This window comes from Variovorax sp. Soil_C_12, from assembly GCF_057657375.1.
In genome coordinates this window covers 443,244-455,922 of record NZ_JBDGIO010000004.1, presented here as the reverse complement: position 1 = coordinate 455,922, position 12,679 = coordinate 443,244, and the positions used below count along the sequence as shown (strand labels likewise).

Here is a 12,679-nt window from a genome sequence, read left to right as displayed (position 1 = left end):
GCACCATGCCCGCGGCGATGATCGATCACCAGCGGGATCTGCTTCAAGTGATGCAACGGGGCGACTCACTGGCAAAGCGAGACGCGCACGTCCAAACGCACCGGCCGAGGTCCTCCGAGCACGACCTTGGGGAAAGTCCCTGCGTCAGCGCGTGCTGGAGGCTGGCGGCTGCCGCTACGATGACCCGGCGCGATGCCGGTCCCGGTACGCGCCTGGCACAGGAGACAGTGCATCGTGGCAACCCGGCAATCGAAGACAGCGCTGCGCGGCAGCGACGGGCGGCTGATGTGGCTCGGCCCCTCGCGCGTGTTCTACGCCGGCCTGTTGGGCGCCACCTCGAACCGGAGCCTAGGCGGCCACGGGATCTATGTCTCCCCCACGGGCGAGCCGCTGCGCCTGCGCGTGGCCGGGGGGGCGTGGCATAGCGGCGAACTGCTGGTGGTGCCGGCCCGCGTGTCGCACCAGGTGGTGACTGAGCATCCACTGGTCCTCAACCTGCTGCTCGAATCGGAGTCAATCGACCTGGCGCGCCTGCCGCCCTTCCTTCGGCACTGCGGGCCCGTCGATGCGCCCGCTTTCGCGCAACGCGTGCGCGACGGGCATGCGCTGCTGCTCGCGCTCGCTAGCCGGGCAGGCCCGGCCGGCTTTCCCGACTTCGACGAACTCTTCTTTGGCAGTGCGCTGCTGTCGCCCCTGTTTGACGCCCGCATCCGCGAGGTGATCGAACGCATCAACGCCGACCCCGCCGCCCCCAGCCCCGCCGACGAGTGCGCCGCCGCGATCGGCCTGTCCTTCTCGCGCTTCCTCCACCTGTTCAAGCAGCAAACCGGCGTCACCTTCCGCGCCTTCCGCGCCTGGAAGCGCGCGCGCAGCCTGCTCTACCACGTGGATCAGGCCGCCAGCCTCACCGACATCGCGCTCGACTCCGGCTACCCCGACTCCACCCATTTCAGCCACTCCATCCGCCAGGTCTACGGCCTGCGCCCCAGCGACATCCTGGCCGGCTCGCGCCGCCTCGCTGTCCATCGCTGAGGCGCAGCCCGGCGCGGCCGCGGCATGCGGGACAACCCTCTGCACCGCGGGGCGGGCGGCCGATATAAACCGCCAATCCCATCCGAGGCCCCGTTGCTTCAAATCCTCCAACTCCTGCTCTCAGGCATTGCGCAAGGCTGCATCTACGGCCTGATCGCGCTGGGGTTCGTGCTGATCTACAAGGCCACCGAGACGGTGAGCTTCGCCCAGGGCGAGCTGATGATGCTGGGCGCCTTCTGCGCCTTCGCCGGCATGTCGATGGTGGGCCTGCCCTTCTGGCTGGCGGCGCTGCTCGCCATCGTCGCGATGGCGGCCTTCGGCGTGCTGCTCGAACTGGTGGTGATCCGGCCCATCCTCGGCCAGCCGCAGTTCTCGATCGTGATGCTGACCATCGGCATCGGCTACGTGGCGCGCGGGCTGATCACCATGATCCCCGGCATCGGCACCGAGACGCACTCGCTCGCCGTGCCCTACAAGGACGAGATCTGGAAGCTCGGCGCGCTGGTGGTCAACGTGGAGCAGGCGGTGATCATCGTCGCCACCGCCATCCTGTGCGGGCTGCTCTACGCGATGTTCCGCTACAGCAAGCTGGGCATCGCGATGCAGGCCTCCTCGCAGAACCAGCTGGCGGCCTACTACATGGGCATCCCCGTCAAGCGGCTCAACGGGCTGGGGGGGGGGCTGGCGGCCGCGGTGGCGGCCATCGCGGGCATGCTGCTCGCGCCCATCACCTTCGTGCACGCCAACATGGGCTTCATCGGGCTCAAGGCCTTCCCGGCGGCGGTGGTGGGCGGCTTCGGCAGCCTGCCGGGCGCGATCGTCGGCGGGCTGGTGATCGGCATCGTCGAATCCTTCGCGGGCTTCTACCTGCCCGATGGCTTCAAGGACACGGCGCCCTACATCGTGGTGCTGGTGATGCTGATGGTGAAGCCCAACGGCCTGTTCGGCGAGAAGCTCAGGAAGAAGGTTTGAGTCCGACATGCGCTACATCTTCAAGACCAGCTACGCGCAGGACATCGCCCTGGCCAAGCACGGCGGCCACGTGTTCTGGTATGGCCTGCTGGGCGCGCTGCTGGTCGCGGCGCCCTGGCTGCTGCCCGAGTACTGGCTCGCGCAGCTGACCTTCGTGCTGATCTACGGCATCGTCGGCCTGGGGCTGATGCTGCTGGCCGGCTTCACCGGGCAGTTCTCGATCGGGCATGCGGCCTTCCTGGGGACAGGCGCCTACACGCAGGCGGTGCTGGCCAATGCGGGCGTGCCCTTTCCCCTCGCGCTGGCGGCGGCGGCGGCGCTGTCGGCCGCGGTCGGCGTGGTGGTGGGGCTGCCGGCGCTGCGGGTGAAGGGCATCTACCTGGGCATCGCCACGCTGGCCTTCGGCTTCATCGTGGAGGAGGTCTTCGCGCGCTGGGAGCGCGTGACCGGCGGCAACTCGGGGCTGCACGTGAAGTCGCCCAAGCTCTTCGGGCTGGACATCAGCTCGGGCGAGAGCTTCTACATCGTGTGCCTGCTGGTGGCGGTGCTGTGTACCTTCGCGATCCTGAACCTGCTGCGCTCTCCCACCGGCCGCGCCTTCGTCGCCATCCGCGACTCGGAGATCTCGGCGCAAAGCATGGGCATCCACCTGGCGCGCTACAAGACCATGTCCTTCGCCATCTCGGCCGCGCTGGCGGGGCTGGGCGGAGCGCTTTATGCGCACAAGCTCAGCTTCATCTCGCCGGACCAGTTCAACATCCTGCAGTCCATCGACCTGCTGCTGATGGTGGTGATCGGCGGGCTGGGCTCGGTGCACGGCGCCTTCCTGGGCGCGATCTTCCTGATCGCGATGCCGCAACTCATCTCGCTGGGCAAGGACTGGCTGCCGCCGGTGATCGGCCAGGCGCCGGGGCTGCAGGGCCTGGTCTACGGTCTGGTCCTGATCGGCTTCGTGCTCTTCGAGCCGCTGGGGCTGTACGGGCGCTGGCTCAAGGTGCGCACCTACCTGCAGCTCTTTCCGTTCTACCGCAAGGGCCTGTTCAAGCGGCAGAAGGCCTTCACCAAGTCGGACCGCCTCCGATGAGCGAGGTCCTGCTTTCCGCCAAGGACCTGAGCGTGCGCTTCGGCGGCGTGCTCGCGGTCAACAAGGTGAGCTTCGACGTGCGGCGCGGCGAGGTGTTCACGCTGATCGGGCCCAACGGCGCCGGCAAGACCACGGTCTTCAACCTGATCAGCCGCATCTACACGCCGACCACGGGCGAGATCCTGTGGCATGGCGAGGGTGCCGCGCCGATCGTGCTGACCGAGCACGCGCCGCACGAGATCGCGGCGTTGGGCATCGCGCGGACCTTCCAGAACATCGAGCTCTTCGAGCATGCGACGGTGCTGCACAACCTGCTGATCGGCCGCCACACGCATCGCTGCACCGGTTTCTGGAGCGAGGTCTTCTTCACCCCCGGCACGCGGCGCGCCGAGATCCAGGCGCGCGAGAAGGCCGAGCGGGTGATCGAGCTGCTGGACCTGCAGCATCACCGCGACGCGATGGTGGCGGGCCTGCCCTACGGCGTGCGCAAGGTGGTGGAGCTGGCGCGGGCGCTGTGTACCGAGCCCAAGCTGCTGCTGCTCGACGAGCCTTCGTCCGGCCTCAACGTGGAGGAGACGGCCGACATGGCCTTTTGGATCCAGGACATCCAGCAGGAACTCGGCATCTCGGTGCTGATGGTGGAGCATGACATGTCGCTGGTGTCGAAGGTGTCGGACCGCGTGCTGGCGATGAACATGGGGGAGGCGCTGGCTTCGGGCACGCCGCGCGAGGTGCAGTCGGATGTGCGGGTGATCGAGGCGTATCTGGGGGCGGTCGATGACCTGAGCAGTTTGAGGCGGAGGGCTTCATGAGCGACGACAACGCCGTCCTCCAGCTGCTCAACGTCGAAAGCGCCTACGGCCCCATCAAGGCCATCCGCGGCGTCAGTCTGAAAGTGCGCCAGGGCGAGATCGCCACCGTGCTCGGCTCCAACGGCGCCGGCAAGACCACCATCCTCAAGACCATCTCCGGCATCATCGACCCGCGCAAGGGCAGCATCGAATTCGAGGGGCGCAACATCACGGCCCAGGACCCGGCCCACATCGTCCAGCAGGGCCTCTGCCACGTGCCCGAGGGCCGCGAGGTCTTCCCGCTGCTGTCGGTGCGGGACAACCTGCTGATGGGCGCCTACACCCGCAGCGATCGCGACGGCGTCGCGCGCGACATCGAAACCGTCTACACCTACTTCCCCATCCTGCGCGAGCGCGCCATGCAGCACGCCGGCCTCCTCTCCGGCGGCCAGCAGCAGATGCTCGCCATCTCGCGCGCCATCATGGCCGCGCCCAAGCTGATCCTGCTCGACGAGCCCAGCCTCGGCCTCTCGCCCAAGCTCACGCGCGAGATCTTCGAGATCGTGGTGCGCATCAACCGCGAGCGCGGCACCACCATCCTGCTGGTCGAGCAGAACGCCAACATGGCGCTCAACGCGGCCGACTACGGCTACGTGCTGGAGAACGGCCGCATCGTGATGGAAGACACCTGCGAGCGCCTGCGCGAGAAGGAGGACATCAAGGAGTTCTACCTCGGCCTCAAGGACGAGGGCGTGCGCGGCGAGCGGCGCTGGAAGAAAAAGAAGACCTGGAGGTGAAGGCCATGCAGGGACTCTGGGACACCGCCCACATCCAGCCGCGCCACGACATCGTCGTGCCCGGCGACACCATCCCCGCCGTCTTCTGGAACGCCGTCGCCGCGCGCGGGGACCAGGTCTGGATGCGGCAGAAAGAATTCGGCATCTGGCGCAGCTGGAGCTGGCGCCAGACCGCCGAGGCGGTGCGCGAGATCGCCGGTGGCCTGATGGCGCTCGGCTTCGCGCCCGGCGAATGCGCCTCCATCCTCGCCAACACGGTGGTCGAATGGGTGCTGGCCGACCTCGCCGTGCTCAGCTGCGGCGGCGTGGCCAACGGCATCTACCCGACCGATGCCGCCTCCCAGGTGCACTACCTCTGCGAGGACTCGCGCAGCACCGTGCTCTTCGTCGAGGACGACGAGCAGCTCGACAAGGCCCTGGAGGTGCGCGCCCGGCTGCCGCTGCTGCGCACGGTGATCGTGTTCGACATGGAGGGCCTGCGCGACCTGGACGACCCCGGCGTGATCAGCCTGGAGGCCCTGCGCGCCCTCGGCCGCGAGCACCTGCAGGCCCACCCGCAGGAACTCGAGCAGCGCATCGCCGCCTGCCGCCCCGAGCAGCTCGCGATCCTGGTCTACACCTCGGGCACCACCGGCAAGCCCAAGGGCGCCATGCACTGCCACCGCGGCCTGGTCCACACCGTGCGCGGCTACAACACCTTGGTCGCGCAGGACGAGCGCGACGAGCGCATGTGCTTCCTGCCCCTGTGCCACATCGCCGAGCGCCTGGGCGGCGAGTACTTCGCGATGTACACCGGCGCCATCCTCAACTTCGTCGAAAACCCCGAGACCGTGCCCGAGAACGTGCGCGAGATCGCGCCCACCGTCTTCACCGCCGTGCCGCGCGTCTGGGAGAAGTTCTACTCGGGCGTGATGATCGCCCTGAAGGAGGCCAGCGGCCTGCAGCAGGCGGCCTACGGCTGGAGCATCGGCGTGGGCAGCGCCATCGCCGAGCGCGTGCTGGCGGGTCGGCCGGTGGGCGCTGTATTGCGCTTCAAGTTCCGCCTGGCGCGCTGGCTGGCGCTGGACAACGTGCGCAAGCTGATCGGCATCCACCGCTCGCGCTTCCTGGTCACCGGCGCGGCGCCGATCTCGCCAGACTTGGTCAAGTGGTACCTGGCGCTGGGCGTGCCAATGCTCGAGGTCTGGGGCATGACCGAGACCTGCGGCGCCGCCACCGGCGTGCCGGCCGGGCGCATCAAGCCCGGCTCCATCGGCCCGGCCGCGGGCTACAACGAGGTGCGCCTCGACCCGGCCACCGGCGAGATCCTGGTGCGCGGCACCAACGTCTTCATGGGCTACCTCAACCTGCCGGAGAAGACCGCCGAGACCATCGATGCCGACGGCTGGCTGCACACCGGCGACGTCGGCAGCATGGACGAGGACGGGTATTTCCGCATTACCGACCGGATGAAGGACATCATCATCACGGCAGGGGGCAAGAACATCACGCCCAGCGAGCTGGAGAACGAGCTCAAGTTCAGCCCCTACATCACCGACGCCGTGGTGATCGGCGATGCCAGGCCCTACCTGACGGTGATCGTCATGATCGACCAGGAGAACGTCGAGAAATTCGCGCAGGACCACGACGTGCCCTTCAGTAACTACCAGAGCCTCACGCGCGCACAGGAAGTGCAAGACCTGATCCAGGGCGAGATCGACCGCGTCAACGCGAAGTTCGCCCGCGTCGAGCAGATCAAGAAGTTCTTCCTGCTGGAGACCCAGCTGAGCGCCGAGGACGAGGAGCTCACCCCGACCATGAAGCTCAAGCGCAAGCTGGTGCAGACGAAGTATTCCGAACGCATCGACGCCATGTACGCCTAGTTTTTTTGCAACCGAGGAGACCCCGCTATGAAGATCCAGGCTCTGATCCCGCTGGCCGCGATGGCCGGTCTCGCACTGAGTTCCGGCCTGGCCGGCGCGCAGTCGCAAGGCGTCACCAAGGACGAGATCCGCATCGGCACCATCCAGGATTTGTCGGGCCCGCTGGCCGGCTTCGGCAAGCAGGCGCGCAACGGCATGCAGCTGCGCGTGGACGAGCTCAACGAGCAGGGCAACGTCAACGGCCGCAAGCTCAAGCTCTTCGTCGAGGACTCCGGCTACGACCCGAAGAAGGCGGTGCTGGCGGCGCAGAAGCTGGTCAACCAGGACAAGATCTTCATCATGGCCGGCCACATCGGCACCGCCCAGAACATGGCGGCCATGCCGGTCCAGTTCGAGAAGAACGTGGTCAATTTCCTGCCCATCACCGCGGCGCGCGAGATGTACGAGCCGCACCACAGGCTCAAGTACTCCTTTGCCGCCACCTATTACGACCAGATCCGCCTGGCGCTGCCCAAGATGATCAAGGAGAAGGGCGCCAAGAAGGTCTGCACCATCTACCAGGACGACGAGTTCGGGCTCGAGGTGCAGCGCGGCGCCGAGGCCGGCCTCAAGGCCGCGGGCATGGAGCTGACCGAGAAGACCTCGTACAAGCGCGGCGCCACCGACTTCTCCTCGCAGGTCGCGAAGATGAAGGCCGCCAACTGCGACCTGGTGGTGCTGGGCACCATCATCCGCGAGACCATCGGCACCGTGGGCGAGGCGCGCAAGACCGGCTTCAACCCGACCTTCCTCGGCTCCAGCGCGGCCTACACCGACCTCATCCACAAGCTGGGCGGCAAGGCCATGGACGGCATCTATGCCACCCACACGGCGCAGCACCCGTACCTGGACGAGGCCTCGCAGCCGATCCGCTTCTGGGCCAACAAGTACAAGACCAAGTTCAACGAAGACCCGACGGTGTTCTCGGTCTACGGCTACACGATCATCGACGCATTCATCAAGGCCGCCCAGAAGGCCGGGCCCAACCTCACGACCGACAGCTTCGTCAAGGCGATGGACACGATGACCTTCGAGCCCGACATGTTCGGCGCGCCGAAGAGCACCTACACCGCCACCAAGCGGCTGGGCAACGATTTGTCGCGGCTGTCGCAGATCGTGGATGGGAAGTGGAAGGTGATGTCGGACTACGTGGCGCCTTGAGGGGTGGGCCGCGGCGGGCCGCCCCTGTGGTGTAGGAGAATGGAGGCCCCCGAAAGAATTAATCCGAGCACCGAGCATGACCGCAGCAAGCCTGGACGAGCTGTTTGCCGAGCACCATTCGCTGCCCTCGGTCCCGAAGGTGGTTCGTGACCTGATCGAGGTCCTGAGCAACGACAACGCGACGCTGTCGCAAGTGGCCCGCAAGATCGACGTCGACCAGGTGTTGACGGCCAAGATGCTGCGCCTGGCCAATTCCCCCTTCTACGGCGTGCGCCGGAAGATCTCCACGATGGAGGAGGCGATTCGGATGCTCGGCCTGTCGGCAATCCGGACCCTGGTGATCAGCTCCAACCTCACGGGGACCTTCAAGAAGGTCCCGCACGTGGACCTGCCGGGCTTCTGGCGCCACAGCCTGCGCGTCGCCTCCGCCGCCCGGCACCTGGCCGCCGAGTCCCGCGCCGTCGACCCGAACCTCGCCTTCACCGTGGGCAGCATGCATGCGATCGGCCACCTGATCATGTGCATCGTCATGCCCGAGGAGATGGGAGCGCTCAATGCCTCCTGCCCGCTCGACACCGTCAAGCGGCTGGGCGCGGAGGAGCAGGCCTTCGGCTACCACTTCGGCGACGTCAGCGCCCGGCTGGCTTCGCGCTGGAATTTCTCCGACGAGTTCGTCACCGCGCTGGGCGGCTTCGCGCGGCCCATGAGCGTGCAGCCCTTCGATCCCTTGGCCGGCATCGTGCACCTGGCGGTGTGGCGGGTGGCGGTGGATCGCCAGGAAGACCCGGAAGGCCCGGGCTGGCCCGGTGAGGTGGTCGATGCCCTGGGGCTTTCGCGCGAGAAGCTGCAGCAGATGCCGACGCCGGCCGAGCTGGCGGCGGAGCTCGAGTTGATGATCGCCTGAATCCAGGCGCCAGTGCTGCCGCTAAGGCTGCTCGCTCGCATCGAAATCCAACTCCACCTTCGCCCCATTCGGGTCATGGCAGAACAGCTGCCAGGTCCCCGCGCCGGCCTGCTGGCGCAGCTCGTACTTCGTGCCGCTCTCGTCGAAGCGCGCCTTCACCGCCCGCAGGTCGCGCGCCGTGAAGGCCATGTGGTCGATCACGCCCGTGCGTTGCGCCGGCACCGGGCGGCCGAAGTAGAGATGCACCAGCGCCTGCGGCCCTTCGCCGTAGAGCCAGGCGCCGGCAAAGCCGAGGTCGGGCCGGGGGCCGACCCGCAGCCCGAGCAGGCCGGTGTAGAAGTCCAGCGTCTTCTTCTCGTCCTCCGCGGTCACGGTGAAGTGGTTCATGCCGACGATCATGGAATGGCTCCTTCTTGGTTGTTCAGGGCAGCAGCACCAGCGCGCCGAGGGTGGCGCGCGATTCGAGCCGCGCGTGCGCCTGCGCCGCCGCTTCGAGCGAATGGCGTTCGATCGGCGGCAGCCTGATGCTGCCGTCGGCCAGCGCATCCCACACGCGCTGCGCCCGCTCGGCCAGCTGCGGCTGCGTCGCCACGTAGTCGAACACCACCGGCCGCGAGAAGCTCAGCGACTTGGCGACCAGCGCATCGGGCGGCAGCGGCGCCAGCGGGCCGCTGGCCTGGCCCAGGCTGATCCAGTGGCCGCGGCGGGCCAGGGCCGCCAGGTTCTCGTCGCGGGCCGCATCGCCAAGTCCGTCGATCAGCACGTCGGCGCCGCCGCAGGCGCGCTGCACGGCGTCGGCGAAGCGGTAGTCGCGCGTCACGATCACATCCTCGCAGCCATGCTCGCGCGCGACGCGGGCCTTCTCCTCGCTGGACACCGTGCCCAGCACCGTCGCGCCCAGCCGGCGCGCCCAGGCGCACACCAGCAGGCCCACGCCGCCGGCCGCTGCATGCACCAGCAGCCGCGTGCCGCGCTGCACACGGCCCAGGTCACGCAAGAGGTAATCGGCGGTGATGCCCTTGAGCAGCAGCGCAGCGGCCACCTCGTCCTCGATGGCCGCGGGCAGCCGCACCACCCATTCGGCTGGCACGCAGCGCACGCCGCAATAGGCGCCGGGCACTGGGCCGAGGTAGGCCACGCGATCGCCCGCCAGCAGCCCGCCGACCTCCGGCCCGACATCGAGCACGCTGCCCGCGGCCTCCATGCCCGGCACCAGCGGCAGGGCCGCGGGGATCCAGCCGCGCCGCAGATAGATGTCGATGAAGTTGACGCCGATGGCGCGCTGCAGGATGCGCACCTCGCCCGCGCGCGGCGCCGGGGCCTCGCCCTCCTGCGCTCGCAGCATCTCGGGCCCGCCATGGCGCTCGACCACCACGCGGCGCGTGGCCAGGGGCAGGGCGGCCGGCATCGCCTCGGCCGTGCCGCTCGCGCGCAGATCGCCGCCTTGGCGCAGGTAGCGCCGCAGGTTCTCGAAGCCCGCCTCGTACACCCCCTGCGCCACCATGTCGTGCAGCTCGCGCTCCCGGCCGGGCGGCGTGGCGAAGCTCGATTCCCAATGCCAGAAGGTGCGGTTGCCGTCGGTCACCGGCTTCAGCGTGACGGTGGCCACGTAGCGCTGCAGCGGCACCGTCGCCTCGACGATGCAGTAGGTGCTCTTGTGCTCGCGGTCCGACAGCGTCAGCAGCTGCTCGCGGATGCGGTTGCCGTCCCGCAGCGTGAAGCTGCGCACGCAGCCCACCTGGTCGCTGCGTTCCCCGCCCTCGATGCGGCTGGTCGCCACCACCTCGTGCCACTGGTCGTGGCTGTTGAAATCGCGCAGCACCGCCCAGACGCGCTCGATCGGCGCGTCGATGATGGTCGAGCGCACCACCCGCTGGAGCATCAGCGACTTCCGAAGTGGCGCTTCAAGGCATCGAAGCCGCCTTGAAAAACCCCCTGCCCAATCGTCTCGGCCAGCTCACGCTCGCGCCCCTCCTCGCACTCGAACTCCGCGCTCCACTCCGCGAAGCAGCGCCCCCCGTCCGTCACCGGCGTGAGCTTGAGCGTGGCGATGTAGTTCGCCACCCCCATCGGGCTCTCCAGGATCTCGTAGCTGCAGCTGTACTCGTAGTCCGACAGCGCCAGCAGCCGCTCGCGGATGGTGCCGCCGTCCTTCGTGTGGAACTGCCGAATGCAGCCCACACGGTCGGCCGGCTGCCCGTTCTCGATGCGGCTGTCGGCGATCGACGGGTGCCATTGCGGCATGCCGTTGAAGTCGCGGATGCGCGACCACACGTTGTCGGCGCTGGCATCGATGACGCTGGAAACATAGACCTGCACCATCCGTCATTCCTTCTTCTTCGGGCCGCCCGAAGGCAGCGCAGCCTGGGTGCCCGCGGGCTCGCCCACCAGGCGCTGGATGTCGCCGCCCTCGATGCCGATCTCGCGCAGCAGCTGGTCCACCAGCGGCGCCTGCGCGCGGAAGCGCAGCGCCGAGTTCACCAGGCCGTCCGCAAAGCCGCCGTTCGACTCGCCGTTGGGCACGCCGCCGTGGCCGCCGCCGCCCAGCCCTTCCACGTGCAGGATCTTGATGCCCTCGATGCGCTCCATCGGCCGCACCGACTCGCGGATGATGGCCTCGGCCTTCTCCACCAGCTTCATGCGCAGCGCCGACATGCGGGCCTCGGGCGACAGCATGTTGTGCGCCTCGTTCATCATGCGCTGCGCTTCGGCCTCGATCTCGGCGCGCACGCGCATCGCCATCGACTTGATCTTGTCGGCGTCGGCATCCGCCTCGGCCTGGGCGCGCAGCGCGGCGCCGCGGTCGGCGCTGGCCTCCTTCTCGGCCTGCGCCGCAGAAGTCAGCCGCAGGGCGTCGCGCTCGGCGGCCTGGGCCGCGGAGATCAGATCGATGGCCTTCTTGCGCTCGGCCATCTCCACCTCGCGCGCGGTGAACACCTTCTCCTCGGCCGAGACGGCCAGCGCGCGCGCGGACTCGGCCTCGGCCTGGGCCTCGCTCTGCGCCTTGCTCTCGCGCGCCACCGCGATCGAGCGCTGCTGCTCAGCCAGCTCCAGCGACAACCGGCGCTCGATCTCGGCGCCCTGGATGGCGCGCTCCTTGGCGATGCGCTCCTCCTCGATGGTCTGCTCGGCCCGGATGCGGGCCGCGTCGATGCTCTGCTTGGCCGCGATCTGCGCGCCCTCGGCGTCCTGCTCGCGCTGGGCGCGCTCGGTCGCCAGCTCGGCGCGCTGGCGGGCGCGCGCGATCTCCACCTCGCGCTGCTGCGAGAGGCGGGCATGCTCGCCGTCGCGGTCGATCTCCAGCGAGAGCTTCTCGGCCTCCAGGTTCTTGTTGCGGATGGCGATCAGCGTGTCCTGCTCCACGTCGTTGCGCTGCTTCTTGCGGCGCTCGATCTGCTCCGTCAGGCGCGTCAGGCCCTCGGCGTCGAAAGCGTTGCTGGGGTTGAAGAACTCCATGCCGGTCTGGTCCAGCTGCGTGAGCGAGGCGGCCTCCAGCTCCAGGCCGTTCTTGGTCAGGTCTTCGGCCACCGATTCGCGCACCCGCTTGACGTAGGCGCCGCGCTTCTCGTGCAGCTCCTCCATGGTCATCTCGGCGGCGGCGGTGCGCAGGGCGTCGACGAACTTGCCTTCGACCAGTTCCTTGAGCTGCTCGGGCTCCATGGTGCGCAGGCCCAGGGTCTGCGCGGCCGCGGCCACCGCGTCGGGATGGGCCGCCACGCGCACGTAGAACTCGGCGATCACGTCCACCCGCATGCGGTCCTTGGTGATGAGCGCCTTGTCGCGGCCGCGGCTCACCTCGAGCCGCAGGGTGTTCATGTTGACCGGGATCACGTCATGCACGATGGGCAGCACGAAGGCGCCGCCGTCGAGCACCACCTTCTGCCCGCCCAGGCCGGTGCGCACGAAGGCCCGCTCCTTCGAGCTGCGCAGGTAGAGCCAGTGCAGCAGCCAGACGGCGAGCGCGACCACGATCGCGACGACGATCAGGCCGAGGATGAAGCTGCCGAATTGAGAACCTGACATAAGGTCGTCTCCAG

At 68.4% G+C, this 12,679-nt stretch carries 12 protein-coding genes; 8 read left to right on the top strand and 4 right to left on the bottom strand.

All coding sequences use genetic code 11. The features are described from left to right. Positions 1-234: 234 nt before the first annotated feature. The 8 genes from AC3A6X_RS14410 (at position 235) to AC3A6X_RS14375 (ending at position 8,642) form a co-directional block, all read left to right on the top strand. Positions 235-1,032, top strand: a complete 798-nt coding sequence (locus AC3A6X_RS14410; RefSeq protein ID WP_487842819.1) for a helix-turn-helix domain-containing protein — start codon at positions 235-237, stop codon at positions 1,030-1,032. A gap of 93 nt (positions 1,033-1,125) precedes the next feature. Next, complete coding sequence (locus AC3A6X_RS14405; protein WP_487842818.1) at positions 1,126-2,004, top strand: branched-chain amino acid ABC transporter permease; 879 nt, start codon at positions 1,126-1,128, stop codon at positions 2,002-2,004. Between the two features lie 7 nt (positions 2,005-2,011). Continuing rightward, on the top strand, positions 2,012-3,088 hold the full coding sequence (locus AC3A6X_RS14400) for a branched-chain amino acid ABC transporter permease (RefSeq protein WP_487842817.1): 1,077 nt from the start codon (positions 2,012-2,014) through the stop codon (positions 3,086-3,088). After that, a complete protein-coding gene (locus AC3A6X_RS14395; protein WP_487842816.1) occupies positions 3,085-3,900 on the top strand; it encodes an ABC transporter ATP-binding protein in 816 nt (271 codons plus the stop codon). The genes AC3A6X_RS14400 and AC3A6X_RS14395 overlap by 4 nt, the downstream gene beginning before the upstream one ends. Next, positions 3,897-4,676 carry an ABC transporter ATP-binding protein gene (locus AC3A6X_RS14390; protein ID WP_487842815.1) on the top strand — a complete coding sequence of 260 codons (780 nt, stop codon included), beginning with the start codon at positions 3,897-3,899 and terminating at the stop codon, positions 4,674-4,676. The genes AC3A6X_RS14395 and AC3A6X_RS14390 overlap by 4 nt, the downstream gene beginning before the upstream one ends. Before the next feature lie 5 nt (positions 4,677-4,681). Further along, positions 4,682-6,538: an AMP-dependent synthetase/ligase gene (locus AC3A6X_RS14385; protein ID WP_487842814.1), complete on the top strand. Its 1,857-nt coding sequence runs from the start codon at positions 4,682-4,684 to the stop codon at positions 6,536-6,538. Positions 6,539-6,565: 27 nt separating this feature from the next. Next, complete coding sequence (locus AC3A6X_RS14380; protein ID WP_487842813.1) at positions 6,566-7,738, top strand: ABC transporter substrate-binding protein; 1,173 nt, start codon at positions 6,566-6,568, stop codon at positions 7,736-7,738. Between the two features lie 76 nt (positions 7,739-7,814). Further along, positions 7,815-8,642: an HDOD domain-containing protein gene (locus AC3A6X_RS14375; RefSeq protein WP_487842812.1), complete on the top strand. Its 828-nt coding sequence runs from the start codon at positions 7,815-7,817 to the stop codon at positions 8,640-8,642. A gap of 21 nt (positions 8,643-8,663) precedes the next feature. Here AC3A6X_RS14375 and AC3A6X_RS14370 read toward each other — a convergent pair whose 3' ends face one another. From AC3A6X_RS14370 to AC3A6X_RS14355, 4 genes are read right to left on the bottom strand one after another with little or no spacing between them, the layout of a single operon-like run. After that, complete coding sequence (locus AC3A6X_RS14370) at positions 8,664-9,041, bottom strand: VOC family protein (RefSeq protein ID WP_487842811.1); 378 nt, start codon at positions 9,039-9,041, stop codon at positions 8,664-8,666. Positions 9,042-9,063: 22 nt separating this feature from the next. Then, a complete protein-coding gene (locus tag AC3A6X_RS14365; protein WP_487842810.1) occupies positions 9,064-10,524 on the bottom strand; it encodes an SRPBCC family protein in 1,461 nt (486 codons plus the stop codon). After that, positions 10,524-10,964 (bottom strand): SRPBCC family protein, encoded by a 441-nt coding sequence (locus AC3A6X_RS14360; RefSeq protein WP_487842809.1) that lies wholly within the window; start codon positions 10,962-10,964, stop codon positions 10,524-10,526. The genes AC3A6X_RS14365 and AC3A6X_RS14360 overlap by 1 nt, the downstream gene beginning before the upstream one ends. A 3-nt stretch (positions 10,965-10,967) precedes the next feature. Beyond that, positions 10,968-12,665: a flotillin family protein gene (locus AC3A6X_RS14355; protein ID WP_487842808.1), complete on the bottom strand. Its 1,698-nt coding sequence runs from the start codon at positions 12,663-12,665 to the stop codon at positions 10,968-10,970. Positions 12,666-12,679: the final 14 nt, after the last annotated feature.